Annotated in this window: 19 protein-coding genes; 11 read left to right on the top strand and 8 right to left on the bottom strand. The window is 75.3% G+C overall.

What is annotated here, in order from left to right:
- Positions 1-25 precede the first annotated feature (25 nt).
- From ATJ88_RS17875 to ATJ88_RS17865, 3 genes are all read right to left on the bottom strand, one after another.
- Positions 26-766, bottom strand: a complete 741-nt coding sequence (locus ATJ88_RS17875) for a DUF4184 family protein (RefSeq protein WP_098465001.1) — start codon at positions 764-766, stop codon at positions 26-28.
- Positions 767-856: 90 nt separating this feature from the next.
- Positions 857-5,632 (bottom strand): ATP-dependent RNA helicase HrpA, encoded by a 4,776-nt coding sequence (gene hrpA, locus ATJ88_RS17870; RefSeq protein WP_098465000.1) that lies wholly within the window; start codon positions 5,630-5,632, stop codon positions 857-859.
- A gap of 94 nt (positions 5,633-5,726) precedes the next feature.
- Complete coding sequence (locus tag ATJ88_RS17865) at positions 5,727-6,158, bottom strand: DUF2076 domain-containing protein (protein WP_098464999.1); 432 nt, start codon at positions 6,156-6,158, stop codon at positions 5,727-5,729.
- A gap of 76 nt (positions 6,159-6,234) precedes the next feature.
- Between ATJ88_RS17865 and ATJ88_RS17860 the strand changes: the two genes are divergently transcribed.
- Positions 6,235-7,080, top strand: coding sequence for a siderophore-interacting protein (locus tag ATJ88_RS17860; protein ID WP_170023703.1), 846 nt, complete (start codon positions 6,235-6,237; stop codon positions 7,078-7,080).
- Between the two features lie 47 nt (positions 7,081-7,127).
- On the opposite strand, the gene ATJ88_RS17855 is transcribed toward ATJ88_RS17860, so the two are convergent.
- A complete protein-coding gene (locus ATJ88_RS17855) occupies positions 7,128-7,406 on the bottom strand; it encodes a YrhK family protein (RefSeq protein ID WP_245852563.1) in 279 nt (92 codons plus the stop codon).
- A gap of 48 nt (positions 7,407-7,454) precedes the next feature.
- Here ATJ88_RS17855 and ATJ88_RS17850 point away from each other — a divergent pair, with 48 nt between their 5' ends.
- Entirely contained in the window at positions 7,455-8,774 is a 1,320-nt protein-coding gene (locus tag ATJ88_RS17850; protein WP_098464996.1) for an amidohydrolase, read from the top strand.
- Positions 8,775-8,801: 27 nt separating this feature from the next.
- Here the strand turns inward: ATJ88_RS17850 and ATJ88_RS17845 are convergent, their stop codons facing one another.
- From ATJ88_RS17845 to ATJ88_RS17835, 3 genes are read right to left on the bottom strand one after another with little or no spacing between them, the layout of a single operon-like run.
- A complete protein-coding gene (locus tag ATJ88_RS17845) occupies positions 8,802-9,275 on the bottom strand; it encodes a hypothetical protein (protein WP_141538733.1) in 474 nt (157 codons plus the stop codon).
- Between the two features lie 46 nt (positions 9,276-9,321).
- On the bottom strand, positions 9,322-11,010 hold the full coding sequence (locus ATJ88_RS17840; RefSeq protein ID WP_098464994.1) for a 5-oxoprolinase subunit B/C family protein: 1,689 nt from the start codon (positions 11,008-11,010) through the stop codon (positions 9,322-9,324).
- 2 nt (positions 11,011-11,012) lie between these two features.
- Complete coding sequence (locus ATJ88_RS17835) at positions 11,013-11,801, bottom strand: LamB/YcsF family protein (RefSeq protein WP_098464993.1); 789 nt, start codon at positions 11,799-11,801, stop codon at positions 11,013-11,015.
- Positions 11,802-11,933: 132 nt separating this feature from the next.
- Here ATJ88_RS17835 and ATJ88_RS17830 point away from each other — a divergent pair, with 132 nt between their 5' ends.
- From ATJ88_RS17830 to ATJ88_RS17815, 4 genes are all read left to right on the top strand, one after another.
- Positions 11,934-14,099 (top strand): M15 family metallopeptidase, encoded by a 2,166-nt coding sequence (locus tag ATJ88_RS17830; RefSeq protein WP_098464992.1) that lies wholly within the window; start codon positions 11,934-11,936, stop codon positions 14,097-14,099.
- Positions 14,096-14,434, top strand: a complete 339-nt coding sequence (locus ATJ88_RS17825) for a DUF2087 domain-containing protein (protein WP_098464991.1) — start codon at positions 14,096-14,098, stop codon at positions 14,432-14,434. The genes ATJ88_RS17830 and ATJ88_RS17825 overlap by 4 nt, the downstream gene beginning before the upstream one ends.
- The gene (locus ATJ88_RS17820; RefSeq protein ID WP_098464990.1) at positions 14,431-14,925 is read left to right on the top strand and encodes an aminoacyl-tRNA deacylase; all 495 of its coding nucleotides are present in this window, start codon (positions 14,431-14,433) and stop codon (positions 14,923-14,925) included. Before ATJ88_RS17825 ends, ATJ88_RS17820 begins: the two co-directional genes overlap by 4 nt.
- 136 nt (positions 14,926-15,061) lie before the next feature.
- Positions 15,062-15,439, top strand: coding sequence for an STAS domain-containing protein (locus ATJ88_RS17815; protein ID WP_098464989.1), 378 nt, complete (start codon positions 15,062-15,064; stop codon positions 15,437-15,439).
- Positions 15,440-15,491: 52 nt separating this feature from the next.
- Here the strand turns inward: ATJ88_RS17815 and ATJ88_RS17810 are convergent, their stop codons facing one another.
- Positions 15,492-16,511 (bottom strand): LacI family DNA-binding transcriptional regulator, encoded by a 1,020-nt coding sequence (locus tag ATJ88_RS17810; protein ID WP_098464988.1) that lies wholly within the window; start codon positions 16,509-16,511, stop codon positions 15,492-15,494.
- A gap of 53 nt (positions 16,512-16,564) precedes the next feature.
- Here ATJ88_RS17810 and ATJ88_RS17805 point away from each other — a divergent pair, with 53 nt between their 5' ends.
- From ATJ88_RS17805 to ATJ88_RS17785, 5 genes are all read left to right on the top strand, one after another.
- The gene (locus ATJ88_RS17805; RefSeq protein WP_098464987.1) at positions 16,565-18,094 is read left to right on the top strand and encodes an alpha-N-arabinofuranosidase; all 1,530 of its coding nucleotides are present in this window, start codon (positions 16,565-16,567) and stop codon (positions 18,092-18,094) included.
- A 96-nt stretch (positions 18,095-18,190) separates the two neighbouring features.
- The gene (locus tag ATJ88_RS17800) at positions 18,191-19,321 is read left to right on the top strand and encodes a winged helix DNA-binding domain-containing protein (protein ID WP_141538732.1); all 1,131 of its coding nucleotides are present in this window, start codon (positions 18,191-18,193) and stop codon (positions 19,319-19,321) included.
- 4 nt (positions 19,322-19,325) lie between these two features.
- Positions 19,326-20,579 carry a D-arabinono-1,4-lactone oxidase gene (locus ATJ88_RS17795; protein ID WP_098464985.1) on the top strand — a complete coding sequence of 418 codons (1,254 nt, stop codon included), beginning with the start codon at positions 19,326-19,328 and terminating at the stop codon, positions 20,577-20,579.
- Between the two features lie 101 nt (positions 20,580-20,680).
- Positions 20,681-22,309 carry a sodium-dependent transporter gene (locus tag ATJ88_RS17790; protein WP_098464984.1) on the top strand — a complete coding sequence of 543 codons (1,629 nt, stop codon included), beginning with the start codon at positions 20,681-20,683 and terminating at the stop codon, positions 22,307-22,309.
- Positions 22,306-22,473, top strand: a complete 168-nt coding sequence (locus ATJ88_RS17785) for a methionine/alanine import family NSS transporter small subunit (protein ID WP_098464983.1) — start codon at positions 22,306-22,308, stop codon at positions 22,471-22,473. Before ATJ88_RS17790 ends, ATJ88_RS17785 begins: the two co-directional genes overlap by 4 nt.
- The last annotated feature ends 38 nt before the right edge of the window (positions 22,474-22,511 follow it).

Raw genomic sequence — 22,511 nt, 5'->3', positions numbered from 1 at the left:
CCGCCGGAGGCGTCCGGACGTCGCGTCATGCGACCCCCGCCGGCCGGGGCCTCCTGGCGCGCGCCACGACACGGTGCCAGCACGCCCCCGTCACGGCCGCGGCGAGCACCAGCCCCTGGACGCCCGCGACGGCGGCGCCCACGGCACCGTGGTGCAGGGCGTCCGCACCGGCCAGGGCGACGGTCCCCGCGACGACGGCCGCCGCCGGGGCGACGAGGAACCAGGCCAGCGGCCGGGACACCCGGGACGCCCGCGGTGCGACCGGCTCCCTGGCGAGCCACCGGACCGTGTACGCCACGACGACCAGGAGGCCCAGCACGCCGGACGCCCACTGCGCCCACTGCGCACCCGCGATCCCGGCGTGCTCGGTCGCGAGCCACGGCACAGTCTCCGCGACGGGCCGACCCTCGTGCGTCGCCGAGTCCCACACGACGTGCGTCAGCGCGCCCAGCACGGCGGCCACCGGCACGAGGGTCCACTGCCGGGCGGAGAGCCGCGCCCGCGCCGGGACCCGGTCCCGTACCCACGGCGTGACGTCCGCGTACGCGTCCCGCACCATCGCGAACCACAGCCAGACCGCGAACGACGCCAGCAGCACGTCCAGGGTCAGCACCGCCCAGAGGCTGTGGGTGACGTCGTAGCCGGGGCGGCCGGGCAGGAACATCGGCGTGTCCGGCACCGTGGCACCCGCGACCAGGGCGCTGAGCGGCAGGCCGAGCCGCCGGAGCGGCAGCACGACGGCTGCGTGGGCGGGGGTGAACGGCATGGCGTCACCGTAGTGCGCTCCCGGTGACCACCTGGGTCGGCGTGCCCACCGGCGGGCCTGCCGCCGGGTCGGCCCGGCGGCAGGCGGCGGTCACCAGCCGCCGGGGCTGAGGATCTTGCGGATGCGCTTCTCGCTGACGGAGCCGTCGGTGCCGAGCTGCTGCGCGAACAGGGAGACCCGCAGCTCCTCCAGCAGCCAGCGGACGTCGGCCAGCTCGGCGGCCCGGGCGGGGTCGGGCGCCCCGGCCGCGTACGTGGCACGCGCCTGCTCGTACACGCCGGTCACGTCCCGGATGCGCCAGGCGAGCTCGCCGTCGCGGACCGGGTTGGCCTGCGCCTTGTCGAGCCGGTACGAGTCGGCCCGCAGGTAGCGCACGAGGTGCGGCAGCCGCCGTGGCGGCGTCGCGGACACGAACCCGGCGTGGACCAGGGTGGCGACGTGCTCGCGGACGTCCTGCAGCGTGTTGAGCAGGGCCAGGGACGACGACGCCCGCACCTCGCCCTCGACGGTGCGCCAGGCCGTGAGCGCGGCGACGACGTGCCCGACGACCCGGTGCACCTCGTCCTCCAGGTGCTGCCGGACGAACGTCAGCGCCGCCTTGTACGACTCGGCGTCCCTGATCTGTACAGCGTCCGGTCCGCCGGTCGGCGTCCCCGGTGCCTTGTCGGCGTCCGGGCTGGTCAGCGCGATGACGGCAGCCAGCTGGAGGTCCGCCACGAGCGCGTCGGTGTTCCGGTAGGGCGCCGCCGCGAGCGTCAGCGCCTGGTTCCCTGACCACCGCGACGACACGCGGCCGGTCGCCAGCGCCGTCTCGGACAGCAGCAGGCGTCGCACCCCGCGCGCGTGCACGACGTCCCGCTCGGTCACGTCCGCCAGGACCCGCAGCGCCACCGACGGCGCGGCGCCGGATCCGGAGCCCTTGGCACCTGCCTCCTCGACGAGCGCCGGGTACCCGCGCACCACGACGCCGCCCCCGAGGTCCGTCGACACCGCGTCGGGCAGCACGCCGTCGACGAGCGACGACGGCCACGTCGTCAGCCCTGCCTCCTCGCGGACGACGCTGGTGGGGTCGGTGGCGGGTGCGGCCATCGGTGCGCCGCCTCGCTCACGGGCCCCAGGGGGCCCTCCGCTACGGCTTGACGGCGGCGCACCGACACCCGCACCCGCCACCTTCGTCGCTTCGTCGGTCACGCCCGGTGCGCCGGAGGACGCAGCCCGCGCCTCGTCGAGCGCCAGCCCGACAGCGCCCTTGACCGCGGCGCGGACGGCGGCCTCCGCCTGGGCGGCGAACCGCTTCTGGAGGGACAGCAGGTCCTTCGACTCGCCGAGGACGACGGGCTCGCTCGATGCCGGCGCGCCGCGGCCGCGGCCACCGCCCGGACGTCGGCCCCGGCCCTTGGCCGGGCGTCCGTTCGCTGCCGTGTCGGCGGCGGGCGCGCCCTCGACGCGGAACGTCATGCGCAGGTGCGCGGGAAGGCGTTCGACGCGCTCGGCGTCCCACACGTCGTCGTCGATGACGACGTCGCGCAGGGCGCGGACGGCGCGCGTGAACTCGACGTGGAAGGGCGGCGCCATCTCCCCGGCGCGCGTCATGTCCGCCCAGGCGGGGGTGTTCGCGCGGATCCAGTCGGCGACGGCGGTGCCGACGTCCGGGGCGGGGACGAGCTCGCGGCGCACGGCCTTGGGCAGGGAACGGATGGTGGCGACGCACAGCTCGTCGAGGAGGCCGGGGACCATGCGGTCGAACCCGGCGGGGGAGACCCGGTTGAGGATGGAGACGGGGACGTGCACGGTGACGCCGTCGGCGTCGGTCCCGGGGGAGAACTGGTAGGTGAGGGGCAGGGTGACCTCGCCCTGGGTCCACGTCTCGGGGAACGCGGCGGTGTCCACGGCGTCGGCGTCGACCAGCTGGTCGAGGGTGAAGGTGAGCAGATCGGGGGTGTCCCGCTGCGCCTGCTTCCACCAGGTGTCGAAGTGGCGGGCGCTGACGACGTCGGCGGGGACGCGCTCGTCGTAGAAGGCGAACAGGTCGTCCTCGGACGCGACGAGGCCGCGCTGCCGGGACCGGGCCTCGAGCTCCTCCGCCTCGGCGAGGAGGCGCCGGTTCTCGGCGAAGAACCGGTGGTGCGTGGTCCACTGCCCCTCGACGAGGGCGTGGCGGACGAACATCTCGCGTGCGGCCTCGGGGTCGACCCGGGCGTACAGCACGGGCCGGTCGGCGACGACGGGCACGCCGTACAGCAGCACCTTCTCGGTGGCCATGGCGGCGCCCTGCTTCGTCGACCAGTGCGGGTCGGAGTAGGTGCGCTTGGCGAGGTCCCCGGCCAGGGCCTCGGCCCACTCCGGCTGGATCCTCGCGACGTCGCGCGCCCACAGCCGGGACGTCTCGACGAGCTCGCCGGCCATGATCCACTCGGGCGGCTTCTTGCTCAGCGGCGAGCCGGGGAAGATCGCGAACCGCGCCCCGCGGGCACCGAGGTACTCGTTGCGGGCCCGCTTCGCGGCCTGCCGCAGCGCGCGGGCGCGCGCCTCGCCGCGCAGGTGCGCCACCGACGACGCCTTGATCTCGCCGGTGTCCTGCATGCCGATCTGCGACAGCATGCCGCTCAGCAGTGCCCGGTGCACGGTGTCCCCGTCCCAGACGCGCCGCCAGTCCTGCGTCTCCCCACCGTCTGTCGCAGCACCGGCCGGGGGAGCGGATCGTCGACCGTCCGGCTGCGTCGCCGAGGTGGTGTCCGAGGGTGTCGACGCGCCGCCGTCAAGCCGTAGCGGAGGGCCCCCTGGGGCCCGTGAGCGAGGCGGCGCGTCGACACCCTCGGACACCACCGGACGTGTGCGGGGCTGGTACGAGATGTCGATGTCGAGCTGCTTCGCCATGGACCGGAGCTGCGCGACGACGTCCTGCCACTCGCGGAAGCGCAGGAAGTTGACGTGCTCCGCCTTGCACAGGCGGCGGAACGCCGACGAACCCATGGAGTGCTGCTGCTCGCGCAGGTACTCCCACAGGTTGAGGTAGGTGAGGAAGTCGGACGTCGGGTCGGTGAACCGGCGGTGGAGCTGGTCGGCCTGCTCGCGGGACTCGGTGGGGCGTTCGCGCGGGTCCTGGATGGACAGGGCGGCGGCGATGATCGCGACCTCGTGGGCGACGCCGAGGCGGGCGCCCTCGATGACCATGCGCGCGAGGCGGGGGTCCATGGGGAGGCGGGCGAGGGTGCGGCCGATGTCGGTGAGGTGCACGTCGTTCGACGCCGTGCCGTCGCGCCCGTGCCGGCGGCCGAGGGCGCCGAGCTCGGTGAGGAGCTGGACGCCGTCGCGGACGGCGCGGGTGTCCGGGGGTTCCACGAACGGGAACTTCGCGACGTCGTCGGGGGTGGTGACGACGCCGACGGAGATCATCTGCAGCAGGACGGACGCCAGGGAGGTCCGCAGGATCTCGGGCTCGGTGAACTCGGGGCGGGACGCGAAGTCCTCGGCCGAGTAGAGGCGGATCGCGACGCCGTCGGCGACGCGCCCGGAGCGGCCGGACCGCTGGTTGGCGGACGCCTGGCTGACGGGCTCGATGGGGAGCCGCTGCACCTTGGTCGCCTTGGAGTAGCGGGAGATGCGGGCGGTGCCGGGGTCGACGACGTAGTGGATGCCGGGCACGGTCAGGGACGTCTCGGCGACGTTGGTGGACAGCACGATGCGGCGGCCGGGGTGCGACTGGAAGACGCGGTGCTGCTCGGCGGCGGACAGCCGGGAGTACAGGGGGAGGATCTCGACGTGCTGGGGGTGCTTGACGTCGCGGACGCGTTCCTTGAGGTGGCCCTCGAGGGCGTCGGCGGCGTCGTGGATCTCCCGCTCGCCGGAGAGGAACACGAGGATGTCGCCGGGTCCGACGCGCATGAGCTCGTCGCAGGCCTCGACGATGCCGATGACGAGGTCCTTCTCCTCCCCCTTCTTCTTCGCGGGGGCGGCGGGGTCGGGGTCGGGGGTGAGGGGGCGGTACCGGATCTCGACGGGGTAGGTGCGTCCGGTGACCTCGACGACGGGCGCGGCGTCGGGCAGGACGTCGACGACGGCCTGGGGGGCTCCGCCGATCTCGGCGAGGTGCGACGGGGAGAAGTGCGCGGCGAACCGGGCGGAGTCGATGGTGGCGGACGTGATGACGAGCTTGAGGTCGGGGCGGCGGGGCAGCAGCCGCGACAGGTACCCGAGCAGGAAGTCGATGTTGAGGGACCGCTCGTGGGCCTCGTCGATGACGATGGTGTCGTAGGCGAGGAGGTCGGGGTCGCGCTGGATCTGGGCGAGCAGGATGCCGTCCGTCATGACCTTGACGAGCGTGTCCTCGCTGGACGTGTCGGTGAACCGCACCTGGTAGCCGACGACGCCGCCCAGCTCGCCACCCAGCTCTTCGGCGATGCGTTCGGCGACGGAGCGGGCGGCGATCCGGCGGGGCTGGGTGTGCCCGATCTGCCCGGCGCGGCCGCGCCCGAGGTCGAGGAGGATCTTGGGCAGCTGTGTGGTCTTGCCGGAGCCGGTCTCGCCGGCGACGACGACGACCTGGTGGTCGCGGATCGCGTCGGCGATCTCGGCGCGGCGCGCGGAGACGGGGAGCTGCTCCGGGTAGGTGATGGGCGGCACCTCGACGGCGGCGCGGATGGCGGCCGCCCTGTCGAGCTGCTCGCGGCTGACCCGGGCGGGCCCGCCGCGCCGGCCGCTCTGACCCTGACGACGTCCGCGGCGGCGTCGGCCGTCGCCCCGTCCGGCGGGTCGGCCGTCCTCCTGGCCTGCGCCGGCTGCCGGGCGTGCGCCGTCCTCGCGGCGGCGGGCGGAGGCGTCGTCGCCCGTGCGGGACGGTACGGCGGGGGAGGGGTCGGTGCTCACGGCGAACCATTCTCCCAGGGCGCGCAAACCGTTATCCGCAGCCGACGCGGGACGGTCGTGGCGCGCCGTCCCCGTCCGTGCCGTCGCGGCGTCGTCAGGAGGTGGTGAGGGCGAGCCCCGCGGTGGCGAAGACGAGGGCGAAGTAGCCGAGGAACAGCAGCAGCCCGCCGACCGTGAACGCGATGGACAGCCACAGCCCCCAGGTGCCGAGCGCGTTGGGCGCCTGCGCCTTGCGGGACTCGGACAGCGACAGCGCGGACACGACGATCCCGGCGAGGGGCATGACGAACGCGAGGACGAACCCGACGATGCCGAGGGTGCGGCCGGGCGGGTCGGTCGGCTGCTGCGGGTAGGCGGGGGCGCCGTAGCCGGGGGCCGCGGGGTAGGTGGCGTGCGGCCCGGGGGCGCTCGCGTACGGGTCGCCGGGGGTGCCCGTCCAGGCGGGCGCCGGCGGGGTGTCCTGGCCGGTGTAGCCGGTGTACGCGGGCGGCTGGTACCCCTCGTAGGGCTGCTGACGGTCGCTCATGGGCACAGTGTGGCGGAGCAGGTCGTCGCGGCGCCAGGACACGGACGGTGCGTGCTCCTCGTGGTGGAATCGAGCGGTGACGACCCGACCCCGCACCGACCTCGACCTGATCCCGCGCCGTGCGCGCGTCCACGCCGTGCGGCGGGTGGCGGGCACGATCGTGCGCACGACGCTGCGCGACGTCGAGGGGGCGGACCCGGCGTCGTCGTCGTCGCTGGGGGCCTTGCGTGCCCCGGGGCCGGACGACCATGTCAAGGTGTTCCTGCCGGACCCGGCGACGGGGGTGCTGCACGCGCCGACGCTCGCGGCGGACGGCGGGGTCCAGCGCCCGGCCGGGGTGGTGTCGATCTCGCGGGAGCTGACGGTCCGTGCGGCCCGCACGGTGGACGGCGTCACCGAGGTGGACCTGGACTGGGTGCTGCACGGTGACGACGGCCCGGCCTCGGCGTGGGCGGGCCGCGCGGCCCCCGGGGACGAGGTCGTGCTCGTCGGTCCCGGGACGAGCCTCGGGGTCCCCGCGGGGATCGGCCGCCTGACGCTGGCGGTGGACGAGACCGGCCTGCCCGCGGCCGCGCGGTGGGTCGCGGCCGTCGGGCCCGACGTCCGGGTGACGGCGATCGTGGAGATCGGCGACGACGTCGACGAGGCGTTCGTCGAGGACGAGCTCGACGGCGCCGACGTCGAGATCCTGTACCGCACCGACGGCCCGGGGCAGCTCGCGGACGCCGTCCGGTCCCTCGGCGTCCCGGAGCCGGACGAGCTCATCGTGGCGTACGGCGAGGCGGGAGACCTCGTGCCCGTGCGGCGCCACTGGCGGGCGCGCGGCGTCGGGCCGGACCGGTCCACGGTGGTGGGTCACTGGCGGCGCGGTGTGGTCAACCTGGCCCCCGACGCGCCGCTGGACCCCACCGACCCCGACTGAGGCGTCCACCGGTCCAGGGGCCGCCGACACCGGGAGGACCGCGGTGGTCAGAAGTCGCGCGCGGTCTCGGCGTGCACGCTGCCGATGCGACGGAGGTGGACGCGACGCGCCAGCCGGATCCCCGGGCGCAGCAGCATCTGCACGCTGCCGACGAGGAACAGCACCGTGCCCGCCGTCTCGGTGGCCGAGCCGAAGAACAGGGCGCTGCCGACCACGAACCACACGCCGATGAGGATGTCGTTGACGATGCTGGCGGACTCGTACCGGTCACGCACGACCAGCTCGTCGGGACCGATGCGGAGGGTGAGGGGCGGGTCGTCGGGCACGGGTCCCACCCTCGGGGAGGCGCCGAACGTACGCAACACCGCGCCTCGATGCCCCGCCGCGAGTCCCCACGGCGAGAGGATGGGCGGGTGAGCGCACTGAGCACCGCCGAGCTGACGGCGATCTACACGGACCTGCACGCCCACCCCGAGCTGGCGTTCGCCGAGCGCCGGACGGCGGGGATCGTCGCGGAGCGCCTGCGCGGTCTCGGCTACGACGTCCACGAGGGCGTGGGCGGGACCGGCGTCGTCGGGGTGCTGAGCAGCGGCGACGGGCCGACCGTGCTGCTGCGCGCCGACATGGACGGCCTGCCCGTCACGGAGCGCACGGGGCTGCCGTACGCGTCCACGGACACCGCCGTCACCCCGGACGGCCATGCCACGGGCACGATGCACGCGTGCGGCCACGACGTGCACGTCACGTGCCTGCTGGGGGCCGCGGCGGAGCTCGCGGCCCGGCGCACCGAGTGGTCCGGCACGGTCCTGGCGCTGTTCCAGCCCGCGGAGGAGGTGGGTGGCGGCGCCCGCGCGATGGTGGACGACGGCCTGTTCGACCGCGTCGGCACGCCCGACGTCGTGCTGGGCCAGCACGTCATGCCGCTGCCCGTCGGGGTCGTCAACCTCACGCCGGGCACGGCGATGGCCGCCACGGACTCCGAGCGCATCACCCTGCACGGCAGGGGCGGCCACGGCTCCAGCCCGGAGGCGACCGTCGACCCCGTCCTCATGGCGGCCGCGACCATCCAGCGGCTACAGGGCATCGTGTCCCGCGAGGTCGGGGCGGGGGAGAAGGCGGTCGTCACCGTCGGGTCGGTGCGCGCCGGGACCCAGGCGAACATCATCCCGGACCGCGCCGAGCTGCTGGTCAACGTGCGCACGTTCGACGCGGGCGTGCGGGAGCGGGTGCTCGCCGCGATCCACCGCATCGTCGCCGCCGAGGCCGCGGCGTCGGGCGCACCGCTCGACCCCGAGCACGAGGGCATCGCGACGTTCCACCTCATGGTCAACGACCCGGACGCCTCGCACCGCACCGGCGCCGTCCTCGCGCGCACCCTGGAGGCGCACCGCGGCACGATCGAGGCCGCCGGGGGCACCCCCGCGCTGATCGCGATGCCGCCGCTGCCCGGTTCGGAGGACGTGGGCGACCTCGCGACCGCCGCGGGAGTCCCGCTCGTCTACTGGAACCTCGGGGGGTTCGACACCGCGCTCTTCGAGGGCTTCGACCTGTCGACCGCCACCGGCATGGGGAACCTGCCCGACGGCGTCGCCCCGAACCATTCGCCGTTCTTCGCCCCCGTGCCCGAGCCGACCCTCGACCTGGGGGTCGCGCTGCTCGTGGCCGCCGCCCGGGAGTGGCTCGCGCACCCCTGACGGAGCGGCGGGGACGACGCGGGCGGGTCAGCCGGCGGCGCTCTCCGTCTCGCCGCGCAGCGCGTCGATCTGCTCCTGGAGCTGCGCCAGCAGGTCCGCGACCTGGTCGGCGCCGTTCTCCCGCGCCTGCTCGGTGACGTGCCTGACCTCGGCGCTCGCGGCCTCCAGGGCGACCTGGGCGTCCTCGAGGGCGACGACGGCGCCGTCCTCGGCGGTGGCGGCCTGGTCGAGCGCGGTCCGGGCCTCGTCGGTCGCGGCCTGCGCGGACGCGACGGCGTCGGTGACCTGGGTCTGCAGCTCGGCGGGGACGCCGGTGACCTGCTCCTCGAGCTCCTGGATGTCCTCGTCGATCGCCTCGGCCTGGCTCTGCGCGTCGGCGATGAACTGCTGGACGTCGACGGCCGTCGAACACCCCGTGAGCATCATGGCGAGGGCCAGCAGGCCGGCCGCGGCGAGGCGCGAGGTGCCGTTCACCCGGGGGGAGGTCGTCGTCGACGTCATGCCGGACATTGTGCCCGCTCCGGAACGATCCGCGCTGCGTCGTCCGTCACAGATCCTGTCGAGATCGTGTGTCCACGTCCGCCGGCTCCTCCACACTCTGGTCACGGTCGGCCGCGACGAACCGCAGCCGCGCCCCCGTGGGGAGCTGGCCCAGCAGCCGGCGGCCCACGGACGTGACCACCGCGACGACCGGGTACCCGCCGGTCAGGGGGTGGTCCGGCCCGAACAGCACGGGCTGCCCGCTCGGCGGGACCTGGACCCCGCCGGTGACGACGCCCTCGCTGGCCAGCTCGCGCCCCTGCGCCTCCGGGCGCCGCTCGAGCGGGACGGCGCCGTGGAGCCGCGTGCCCACCCGGTCCGCCAGTGCCGTCACCTCCCACTCCTGGGCGAGCAGCAGCCGCAGCGCGTCGGCCGTGAACCAGTCGTCCCGCGGACCGAGCGTCACGGGCAGCTGGACGACGTCGCCCGGCGCGGGCAGGTCGCCCGTCAGGGGAGCGCCCACGTCGCCGAGGGCCACGGCGTCGCCCGCCGCCGCGCCCACCGGCAGCACCGTGCCCGCCACCAGCGGTGCGGGCCCGATGCCGCCCAGCAGGTCCGTGGACCGCGACCCGAGGACGGGCGGCACCGCGACGCCGCCCCGCACGGCCACGTGCAGCGACAGCCCCCGCGCGACGGCCCCCACCGCGAGCTCGTCCCCGTCGCGCAGGAGCACGGCCCGCCCGGGGGCCACCGCGCGGGGCTCCCCGTCCGCCGACCTGACCTTCACCGGCGCCGCCGCCCCGGCCACCGCCACCACCACGCGACCACGCGCCCGCAGCCGCAGACCGCCGTGGGACTCCAGCGCCGCGTCGTCGGGGCGCCCGCCCACGGCCCGGATCGCGGCCCGCAGGCTGCGGGGGTCGGCCGCGCCGGCCGCCCCCACGCCCAGGTCCGCCAGCCCGGGGCGACCGGCGTCCTGCACGAGCGCCTGCACGCCCGGGTCCACGACCTCGACCGCGGCGCCGCCGCCCGACGTGCCGCGCGACATGCCGCCCGACGTGCCGCCCGCCCCCTCGTCCGCCGACCGCCCCGCCCCGCCCCGCGGTGCCGGAGCGGACCGCGGCCCGACCGCGACCTCCCGCACCGGCCGGAACCGCACCTGGTCGCCCGGCGCCCACGCCACCGGCGGCTCCCTGTCCAGGTCCCACAGCGGGAACCCCGTCCACCCCACGAGCTGCCAGCCGCCCGGCCCCTCGCGCGGGTAGACACCGCCGTACGCGCCCGCCAGCGCCACCGACCCCGCCGGCACCCGGGTGCGCGGCGTGTCCCGGCGCGGCACCACCAGCCTCGGGTCCGACCCCGTGAGGTACGCGAACCCGGGCGCGAACCCCATGAACGCGACCGTCCACGTCGCCGCCGCGTGCCGCCGCACCACCTCGTCCACCGACGTCCCCAGCAGCGCCGCCACGTCGCCCAGGTCCTCGCCGTCGTACACCACCGGCACCTCCAGGACCCGCCCGGGGGCGGCCCTGGCAGCGGCGTCGTCGGCGGCGCGACGGGCGGCGAGCAGCGCCGCGAGCGCGGCGCGGTCGTGCCGGGCGGGGTCGTGGTGGACGAGCAGGGTGCGTGCGCCGGGGACCGTCGGTCCAACGCCGGGCACGGGCCGGTCCGTCAGCGACCGGTGGAGCGACACCGCCTCGGCGGCGGACGCGCACTCGACGAGGACGGCGTCGTCGCCCGCGGCGAGGATCCGCATGCTCAGGCGTCCACGAAGGGGCGCAGGTCGACGCCCGCGGAGGTGAGGACGGCGCGCACCCGCACGGCCATCCGCACGGCGCCGGGGGTGTCGCCGTGGACGCACACGGAGTCGGCGCGGACCCTCACGACCGTGCCGTCGACGGCCTCGACGACGCCGTCGGTGGCGAGCCGCAGCATGCGGTGGGCGACCTCCTCGGGGTCGTGCAGCACGGCGCCGGGCTCACCCCGGGGCACGAGGCGGCCCTCGGGCGTGTACCCGCGGTCGGCGAACGCCTCGGTCGCCACCGGCAGGCCCGCGTCCGCCGCGGCGTCCAGGGCGACGCTGCCCGGCAGGCCCAGCAGCACGAGCGACGGGTCGACGGCGGCGACGGCCGCCGCGACGTCGGCCGCGACGCGGGGGTCCACGGCCGCGGTGTTGTAGAGGGCGCCGTGGGGCTTGACGTAGGCGACCCGGCCGCCCTCGGCCGCGGCGACGGCCTGGAGGGCCCCCAGCTGGTAGACGACGTCGGCCCGCAGCTCCTCGCTCGGGACGTCCATCCGTCGCCGGCCGAACCCGACGAGGTCCCGGTAGGCGACGTGCGCACCGAGGGTGACGCCGCGCTCGACGGCGGCCCGCACGGTGCGGTGCATCGTCGCCGGGTCGCCGGCGTGGAAGCCGCAGGCGACGTTGGCGCTCGTGACGACGTCGAGCAGGCGCTCGTCGTCGCCGAGCCGCCAGGGCCCGAGCCCCTCGCCCAGGTCGCTGTTGAGGTCGATGCGGGCGGGCGTGTCCGCAGGTCGCCGGTCCATGCCACCAGTCTGCACGGGTTCAGCCGCTCCAGGGCTGGCGGTTCGCGGCCGCGTCCCGCACAGTTGTGATGGGCGACACCTTCGTGTGCGAAGATGCGACCGCCAGCACGGGTGCTCCGGGAAAGGTTTGACGTGACGGTCGACGACAACGACGCTCCGGACGAGCTCGGCGTCACCGCGCCGTCCGGCCCGGCCGTGACGCCCGTCCGCGACCACCACCCCGTGCGGCGCACCCTCGTCGCCGGTGGTCTGACGATCGCCCTGGCCTGCGGTTTCATGTCGCTGTCCGCGGCGGCGGTGCCGTGGAGCTCGTTCGGCACCCACCCCGACTTCACCGAGCCGCTGCCCGTCGACGGGACGCCGGACGTGCCCGTCGTGGGGTCCGCGGCCGCGTCGGGGCCGAGCACCGTCGCGCAGGTCCTCGACGCCGTCGAGCGGGCCGAGGCCGCCGCGGCCGACGCGGGCCGGTCCCAGGCGCCCGACGTCCGGCAGGCCGCGGCCGAGCTGGGTCTGCTGCTGGTCACGTACGTGTCCCAGCAGGACGCGCTGGTCGAGCCGCGGGTCGGCCTCCCGACGGTGCGTGCCGACGTCGCCGGTCCGTCGGGGACCGCCGCCGGTGCGGGCGTCCCGGGAGCCGACGACGCCGCGCCCGAGGCCACCGACCCGACCGGGCCGTCCCCGCTGCGCCCGCCGGCGGAGGCCGATCCCGGCGCGACCGGGACCCTCGACGGCCTCGGCACCCTGGACGGCACCGGGACGACGGGCGGCGCCGGGACGCAGGACGTGCCCGACCTCGACGTGCCGCCGCTGGGGCCGCCGCCCGGCACGGGCGCGGGCTCCGAGGACGACGCCACGGACACCTTCAGCGCGGCCTCGACGATCTCGCGCGTGGTCCAGCCGGACCTCGGTGGTGGGTCGTCGTCGCTCACGGACTCCCTGGCCGACGACCTCGCGGCCGGCCCCGACGCCGGTCCGCCGACCGGCACGGCGGACGCCGCGGACGGGACCGCCGCGCCGGGCGTCGCGACCGACGGCCCCGCCGACGACGAGTCCTCCGGCCACGAGCACACGGAGGAGGCGGTGACGTTCGACGACGTCGTCATCGCCGCGACGAACCTCACGACGCTCCTCGACCCCGCCACCGCGTCGTACGTGCTGGACCTGCGACCCGCGGTGACGCAGCTGCCGGACGGGACGTTCGTCAACGACGAGGGGCTCCCGGTGACGGCGGACGGCCTCCCGATCGGGCTCGCCGCCCCGGGTCTCGCGGACGCGCTGCAGTCGGTGGTGAGCCGCTACGCGGGGACGACGGCGGGGTACGCGAACGGTCGCATCCCGGCGTCGGTGCTGTGCCAGGTCCCCTGGGCGACGTGGCACCTGCTGCGCTGCGACGCGGCGGTGCAGCTGGAGGCGCTGAACACGGCCTACCGGGCCGAGTTCGGCACGGACATCCCCATCACGGACTCGTACCGCTCGTACGACGCGCAGGTCGCGGTGCGGGCGGCGAAGCCGACGCTCGCTGCGGTGCCGGGCACGTCGAACCACGGCTGGGGCCTCGCCCTCGACCTGTCGACCCCGATCTCGAGCGGGACGTCCGCCGAGTACGCGTGGCTGCGCGTGCACGGCCCGGACTACGGCTGGGACAACCCCACCTGGGCACGCCCGGACGGGCGCAAGCCGGAGCCGTGGCACTTCGAGTTCTTCGCGGCCGGTCCCGCTCCGGACCGCGCCCCGGCCGACTACGGGTCGGGCTGGACCGCCGGTGGCGGCGGCACCGGCACGACCGGCGGCACGACGCCCACGGTGCGGCCCGCCGGCGACGACCGGGACGAGGACGCCGACAAGGACGCGGGCGGCAAGGGCAAGGGCAAGGACGACGCCGGGACGAAGGGTGACGGCGGCAAGCAGCCGACGGCCCAGGCCACCCCGACGCCGACTCCGAAGCCGACGGCGACGCCGAAGCCCACCCCCGAGCCGACGCCGAAGCCGACCCCGTCGGTCACGCCGACGCCGTCGCCGAGCCCGTCGACGAAGCCCAGCCCGTCGCCGTCGCCCTCCGCCACCCCGACGCCCAGCCCGTCGCCGAGCACCGACCCGACGCCCGCGCCGAGCCCGTCACCGAGCACCGACCCGTCGCCGTCCACGTCCCCCGACCCGGAGCCCACGCCGTCGCCGAGCGACACCGGTGACCCGGACGACGGCACCGGCAGCACCGGCGACGTCACGGCGGGCACGACGGCCGGCCGGTCGGAGTCCGACGGCGACGACGTCGAGGACGGCACGGGCGAGGGAGAGTGACCGAGGGCGCCCCCGTCGGCGACCCCCGACGGTTCCTCTCCGACGGCCGGCTGGAGCGCACGCCCCGCCGGTGGCGGGACAAGGTCGCCGTGACCCGCTACCTCGCCACCATCGCCCTGCCGCGGCTGCTCGACCCGGTGACGGAGCGGGAGCTCACCGACCGGCTGGCCGTCCTCGCGCGGGACCCGGTGGGCCTGCGCCGCGCGATGGTGGACCTCGGGCTCGTCTCACGGACGCGCGACGGCGCCGAGTACTGGCGCACGGAACGCACGGAGCACGACGACGACCCCGACGTCCGGGAGCTCGCCGACCGGGTGCTGCGGGAGGACGGATGACCACCGAGACCGAGCCGGAACGGCGCGCCCGCGAGGCGCTGGAGGCCGCGGGCGTGCCGAGCCGGATCACCCGGCACGGGCCGGTGCGTTCCCTGGCGGAGGCGGCGGCCGCACGTGGCCTGGAGCCGGACCAGATCCTCAAGTCGCTGGTCGTGCGGCGGGGCGTGGACGACTACCTGTTCGTCCTCGTGCCCGGCGGCCGGACCATCTCCTGGCCCCGGTTGCGGGCGCTGCTGGGCGTCAACCGGCTGTCGATGCCGGACGCCGCCGTGGCCCGCGAGGTGACCGGGTACGAGCGGGGGACGATCACCCCGTTCGGCTCGACACGACCGTGGCCGGTGGTGGCCGACGCAACCGTCGCCGGACGGGGTACGGTGTCGGTCGGAGCCGGTGGTCACGGCGTCTCGGCGGCGATGGACGCCGACGACCTCCTGCGCGTCCTCGGTGCGCAGGTGGCGGACGTGACCGACCGTGAACCTTCACAGGACTGACGTGGCACCGCCCCGTCGCGTCGACGTGTCCCACTGGACGGATCGCCGCCGCGGGTGAACACTCGATCAGTGGCTGTCGGAACCGGGGGGCGACAGCCGCCCTGCCGCCGACGGCACGACTGGAGCAGCCATCCCGATGGACACCGACCGCACCTCGGAACTCGAGGCCGACCCGGACGCAGGATCCGGGATCTCCTGCCAGCACCAGGAGGATGCGACCTACCTGACCCTGTGGGGCGAGGTGGACGCCGCGCTGCGTGAGGCGGCGAGCGACGCCATGACCGCCGTCGTCTCCCGACCGGCGCAGACGCCGCTCGTGGTGGACGCGCGGGACGTGACGTTCCTCGACTCGTCGGGCGTCGCGTTCATCCTGCAGCTGTACATGCTGGGTCAGGAGACGGGCGCGCCCGTGCACCTGCTGGAACCGTCCGAGGCGGTGACGGAGGTGCTGGAGATGATCGGCATGGGGGGTCGCATCCCCGTGCTGCGCGAGGAGCAGGCCGCCGGCGCCTGACCTCGCCCGCCCGCGCGACGAGCGCCCGCCCGGTCCGCCGGGCGGGCGCTCGTCACGTCCGCGGCCGGGTGGTGCCGCGCTCGACGAGCCGGACGGGCGCGACGACGTGCTCGCCGGCGCGGCGCGGGTCGCCGGGGCGGGTCTGCCCGGCGAGGAGCCGCAGCGCGGCACGCGCCATGTCGTCGTGACCCGGGTCGACGGTGGTCAGCGCGGGCACGGTGAACTCGCTCGAGGTGAGCGCGTCGAACCCGACGACCTGGACGTCGTCGGGCACGCGCAGCCCGGCCTCGGCGAGGCCGGCGAGGACGCCGGTGGCGAGGGTGTCGGTGACGGCGAAGACCCCGTCGAACGCGACGCCGTCGGCGCGCAGCCGCCGGACGGCCGCGCGCCCGGCGGCCAGGTCGACGTGGGGCGCGGGGGTGACCAGGGCGAGGTCGGGGGTGCGCCCCGCCGCCTGGTGCGCGGCCATCCAGCCGGCGGTGCGGGCGGGCATCATCCCGGCGGTGGGGGAGGGGTCGGAGCCCCCGACGACGGCGACGCGGCGGCAGCCGCGGGCCAGCAGGTGCGCGGTGGCGAGGCGTGCGCCGCCCACGTTGTCCATGAGGACGTGGTCGTGCCGGGCGGGCATCTGCTGCTCCCCGAGCAGCACGAGGGGCACGGACGTGCGGACGGCGTCGAGGTCCGCGGCGGTCATGCCGACGACGGACAGCAGGACGCCGTCGTAGAGCTGCCAGCGCGCCTGCGCCAGGGCGGCGAGCTCGCCCTGGCGGCTCGCGCCGGACTGCTCGACGACGAGGTGGCGGCCGTCGGCCTCGAGCAGTCCGGAGAGCCGGGCGGCGAGCTCCCCGTAGTAGGGGTGGTCGAGGCGCGGCACGACGAGCGCGACGGTGTCGGTGCGTCCGGCGCGCAGGTGCCGGGCGGTGAGGTTGAGCTCGTAGCCGAGCTCGGCGGCGGCGGCCTCGACGCGGGCACGGGTGGCGTCGCCCACGGGGCGGCGTCCGTTGAGGACGTTGGAGACGGTCATCGCGGACACGCCGGCGGCGCGGGCCACGTCGCTCATGGTGGGTCTCACAGGGTTCACGCTACCGCTTCCCGACTCTCGGGTTTATCGATAAAGTGGCCGGTATGGACACGACGACGGCCGTCATCGACCTCGACCTCCCCGGCCCCCGCATCTCCCGCCACGTCTACGGACACTTCGCCGAGCACCTCGGCCGCTGCATCTACGGCGGCTTCTGGGTCGGCGAGGACTCCGACGTGCCGAACGTGCGCGGCATCCGCACCGACGTCGTCGAGGCGCTGCGCGCCCTGCGGATCCCCAACCTGCGCTGGCCCGGCGGGTGCTTCGCCGACGACTACCACTGGCGCGACGGCATCGGCCCCCGCGAGGACCGGCCGCGGATGGTCAACTCGCACTGGGGCGACGTCGTCGAGGACAACGCGTTCGGCACCCACGAGTTCATGGACCTGTGCGAGCTGCTCGGCGCCGACGCCTACATCAGCGGCAACGTCGGCTCCGGCACCGTGCAGGAGATGAGCGAGTGGATCGAGTACCTCACCCGCGCCGACGACTCGCCCATGGCCGCCCTGCGCCGCGCCCACGGCCGCGACGAACCCTGGAAGGTGCCGTTCTTCGGCCTCGGCAACGAGGCCTGGGGCTGCGGCGGCAACCTGCGCGTCGAGCAGTTCGCCTCGCTCGCCCGCCAGTACGCCACCTACGTGCGCGACCACGCCGGCAACGAGGTCTACCGCATCGCCGCGGGCGCCTCCGACCACGACCTGCACTGGACCGAGACCCTCATGCGGTCCTTCGACCCGCTCGACGACCCCGCGGCGGCGGGCACGCCCGCCGCCCCCTTCCAGGCGCTCTCCCTGCACTACTACACGTTCACCGGCACCTGGCAGGACAAGGGGTCGGCCACCGAGTTCACCGAGGACGAGTGGTACCGCGCCCTGCACCGCGCGAACGTCATGGACCAGCTGCTCACCCGGCACGGCCAGGTCATGGACCGCTGGGACCCCGCCCGCCGGGTCGGGCTGGTCGTGGACGAGTGGGGCACCTGGTGGAACGTGGAGCCGGGCACGAACCCCGGTTTCCTGCACCAGCAGAACAGCCTGCGCGACGCCCTCGTCGCGTCCGTCCACCTGGACGCGTTCCACCGCCACGCCGAGCGCGTCGTCATGACGAACATCGCCCAGACCGTCAACGTGCTCCAGGCGATGCTGCTCACCGACCCGGACACCGGCGCGCTCGTCCGCACCCCCACCTACCACGTGTTCGCGATGAACACCCCCCACCACGACGCCGACTCCCTCGCCGTGCACCTGCGCGACGTGCCCGCCCGCGAGGTCGACGGCGGCACCCTCCCGCTGGTGTCCGCGTCCGCCTCCGTCAAGGAGGACGCCGCGCTCGTCTCCCTGACCAACCTTGACGCCGACGCCCCCCGCACCCTCGTGCTCGACCTGCGCGGGCGCGAGGTCACCGGGCACGTCGCCACCGTGCTCGCGGCGCCCGAGACGTCGTCGCACAACACCGCGGACCGGCCCGACGCCGTCGCGCCCGCGCCGCTGGGCACGGTGCGCCCGCACCCCCGCGGCCTGGAGGTCGAGCTGCCCGCGCACTCGTACGTCACGGTGGCCCTGGCGCTCGCCTGACCGGTCGTCGGCCCGCGCGGGTGCCGTCCGTGGCCCGTGCGGGACGACGACGCCCGTCGCCGCACGCCCGTCGGTGGCCGGTGGCAGGGTGGGGGCATGAGCGTCGACGCCGCCCGGGTCCTCGCCGCGCGGCTGCACGCCCAGCGGCTGCGCGACCCCGACCTGCCCGAGGTCGCGGGTGCCGTCCGGTACCTGCTGGCCGTGCAGGGCCAGGAGCTGCGGCCCACGCTGCACGGCCTCGACCGGCGGCTCGCCCCCGCCCGGCGTGGCGGGCCCGACCTCGCGGTGCTCGACGACGGGCGCGTGCTGCGTACCCACGTCCTGCGGCCCACCTGGCACCTCGTGGCGCGGGACGACGTCCGCTGGCTGCTGGAGCTCACCGCGCCCCGGGTGGGGCGCGTCATGGCGTCCACCGAACGGTCCTGGGGGCTCGGGAGCCCGGAGCCCGCGATCGGCGCGCTGCTGGACCTGCTCGCCGCCGGCCCGCGCACCCGGGACGACCTCGCCGCCGCGCTCGTGGCACGCGGCGTGCTCGCCCCGGACGCCCCGGGCATCGTCCTCACCCACGTGCTCATGCACGCCGAGCTGCGGCGCCTCGTCGTCAGCGGGCCGCCCGCCGACGGCCGCCACACCTACGCCCTGTTCGACGACCGGGTGCCGCCCGGCTACGGGCCGCTCGGCGCGACGTTCGACCGGCCGTCCGCCGTCCTGGAGCTGTGGCGCCGGTACCTGCCCGGGCGGGCGTACGCGACCGTCAAGGACCTCGCGCAGTGGAGCGGCCTCACCCTGACCGAGCTGCGGGCCGGGCTGGCGGTGCTGCTCGACGTCGGCGAGGTCGTCGAGGTGCCCGGCGCGGACGGGCTCGACGGGCTGACGCTCGTGACGACGTCCGCCGTCGCCGGGCAGGACCGGCGCGCGGCCGACGGCGCCCCCGTCGCGGACCTCCTGTGCGCCTACGACGAGATCGTCTGCTCCTACGGCGAGTCCCGGCACGTCCTGGCGGACCCTCGCGCCCCCGAGCCCGACCGGACGGGCGCGTTCCTCCACACCCTGCTGCTCGACGGGCGTCGCGCCGCCCGCTGGCGCTGGCCCGCCCGCCTCCCCGACGACGGCCCCCTCGTGCTCGACGTGCAGTGGCAGCGCGACCCGACGCCCGCCGAGCGCGTCGCCCTCGCCGACGCGACCGCGGACCTGACCGCCCACCTGCGGCGACGCGTGGCAGGCTAGTCGGATGCTGAACTGGGCGGGCAACCTCACGTACTCCGCGACCGACCTGCGCCGACCCGCCACGCTCGACGAGCTGGCCACCGCCCTCGAGGGCTCCGGACCGGTCCGGGCGCTCGGGTCGCGGCACTCCTTCAACGACGTCGCCGACACCACGGGCGTGCACGTCCAGGTGGACCGGCTCGACGACGGCCGCCCCGCCGTGGACCTCGACCCCGCCACCGGCGTCGTGTCGGTCAACGCCGGGCTGCGGTACGGCGAGGTGTCGCGCGCGCTGCACCCCCAGGGCCGCGCGCTCGGCAACCTGGCCTCCCTGCCGCACATCTCCGTCGCAGGGGCCGTCGCCACGGCCACCCATGGCTCCGGCGACGCCAACCGCTGCCTCGCGGGCGACGTCGTCGGCCTGGAGGTCATGACGACCGCCGGGGAGCTGCGTCGCGTGACGCGCGCCGAGCACCCGGACGTGTTCGGCGGCACCGTGGTCTCCCTCGGCGCGCTCGGCGTCGTCACCCGCGTCGAGCTCGCGACGTCCCCGACGTTCGCCGTCCGGCAGGACGTCGCCGTCGACGTGCCGTGGGAGACGGTGCTCGGGTCGTTCGACACCCTCACCGGGGCGGCGTACTCGGTCAGCCTGTTCACGTCGTGGGCCGAACGCTCCGTGCGCCAGGTCTGGTTCAAGTCCCGGGTGGACGACGGCGTCGGGGAGCGCCCCGAGCCCTTGCCGGGCCTGGGCTGGGCGACGACCGAGCTGCACCCCCTGCCCGGGGTCGACCCGGTGGCGTGCACGCCGCAGCTCGGCGTGGCGGGCCCGTGGCACGAGCGGCTCAGCCACTTCCGGCTCGAGTTCACGCCGTCGGCCGGCGACGAGCTCCAGTCCGAGTACCTGCTGCCGCGTCGGCACGCCGTCGAGGCGATCGTGGCGCTGCGCCGGCTCGCCCCGCGGGTGGCGCCCCTGCTCCAGACGTCGGAGGTGCGCACGGTCGCCGCGGACGACCTGTGGCTCAGCCCGTTCGACGAGGACTCCGTGGCCCTGCACTTCACGTGGCACCCCCGCGGCGAGGACGTCGCCGCCGTCCTGCCGCTGCTGGAGGAGGCCCTGCTGCCGCTCGGCGCGCGGCCCCACTGGGGCAAGCTGTTCGCGCTCGACCCCGTCGCGCTGCGGGAGCTCTACCCCCGCTTCGAGGACTTCCGGGCGCTCGCCGCGCGGTTCGACCCCGACGGTCGCCTGCACGGCGGCTACCTGCGCGAACTCCTGGGGTGACCACATCGTGAGACGGGCGTCAGGGCGAGTTTCTCGCCGCGTGGCGGCCGTCACAGAGCCCTGACGTGCACCTCGACGTGCCAGCGTGACCTGCGTCACGCATGATCGAGGGCGAGCAGTTTGACCGGCGACGACGCAGCACGAAAGGTGTGTGCCCCGTGAGTGCTGAACACAAGGCCGCCCCGCGCGAGCAGTTCACCGGACAGGTGGGATTCATCCTGTCGGCGATCGGCTCCGCCGTGGGCCTCGGAAACATCTGGCGTTTCCCCGGCGTCGCCTACGAGAACGGTGGCGGCGCCTTCATGGTGCCCTACCTCGTCGCGCTGCTGACCGCCGGCATCCCCATCCTCTTCCTCGACTACGCCCTCGGGCACCGCTTCCGCGGCGGCGCCCCCCAGGCCTTCCGCCGCGTCAAGGGCTGGCTCGAGTCCCTCGGCTGGTTCCAGGTGATGATCTGCATCCTCATCGCCGTCTACTACGCCGTCGTCGTCGCCTGGGCCGGCAGCTTCTTCGTCTACTCGTTCGGCCTCGACTGGGGCGACGACGCCGCCTCCTTCTTCGTCGGCGAGCACCTCCAGCTCGCCGACGTCGGCGGCGCCGACCCCTGGTTCACCTTCGACTTCGTCGCCGCCGTGCTCATCCCGCTCGTCATCGTCTGGGTCGCCGTCATCGCCGTCCTCGCCGCCGGCGTCGTCAAGGGCGTCGAGCGCGCCAACGTCGTCTTCATCCCGCTGCTCGTCGTCGCGTTCGGCATCCTCGTCGTGCGCTCGCTGTTCCTCGAGGGCGCCGTCGACGGCCTCAACGTCCTGTTCACGCCCGACTGGAGCAGGCTGGGCGACGCCAGCGTGTGGATCGCGGCCTACGGCCAGATCTTCTTCTCGCTGTCCGTCGCGTTCGGCATCATGATCACGTACTCGTCGTACCGGGCCCGCAAGGCCAACATGACGAGCCCCGGCCTCGTCGTCGCGTTCTCCAACTCCGGCTTCGAGCTGTTCGCCGGGCTCGGCGTGTTCTCCGCCCTCGGCTTCCTGGCCGCCCAGGAGGGGGTGACGGTCGCCGACCTCAACTTCCAGGGCGTCCTCCTCGCGTTCGTCACCTTCCCGACGATCGTGTCCCAGATGCCCGCCGGCGCCTTCTTCGGCGCCCTGTTCTTCGGGTCGCTCGTCATGGCGGGCTTCACCTCCCTGGTCTCGATCCTCCAGGTGGTGTCCGCGGCGCTCCAGGAGAAGTTCGCGCTTTCCCGCCGGGCCGCGACCCTCGGCATGGGCATCACCCTCGGCGTCGTGTCCGTCCTCGGCTTCTCCACGACCACCGGCCTCATCCTGCTCGACACCGTGGACGCGTTCGTCAACAACCTCGGCATCGTCGGGTCCGCCGTGTTCATGTGCGTGTTCGTCGTCTGGGTCTACCGCAAGGCGCCCGAGCTGCGGTACCACCTCAACGCCGTCTCCACGACCCAGGTCGGGCGCTGGTGGTACGTCTGCGTCGGCGTGATCGTGCCGGTCATGCTCGTCATCATGCTCGTGCAGTACGTGATCGAGCGCATCGACAAGCCCTACGGCGACTACGACACCACCTACCTGCTGATCACGGGCTGGGGCTCCGTGCTGCTGCTGTTCGTCGGCGCGATCCTGTTCACCCTGCCCCGCTGGCGCGGCCGGGAGGCGTTCACCGTCTGGCCCGCCTACCCGCCCCAGGACCCGGCCGTCATGAAGGAGGCGTCGCGATGAACACCTCGGCACTGTTGATGATGATCGTCGCCCTCGTCATCGTGTGGGGAGGGCTCGTCGTGGCGATCCTCGCCCTGCGCGCCCGGCCCGAGCGGGACGACTACCCCGCCGGCGGCGAGGACGACCACCGCGAGGACACGGAGATCCTGCGCCACGACACGTGAGCCGTGCGTGACGGACGGACGGCGCTCTGGTCCCGTCG

It is taken from the genome of Isoptericola jiangsuensis, assembly GCF_002563715.1.
Lineage (GTDB): Bacteria > Actinomycetota > Actinomycetes > Actinomycetales > Cellulomonadaceae > Isoptericola > Isoptericola jiangsuensis.
This window is presented reverse-complemented; position numbering and strand designations above follow the sequence as displayed.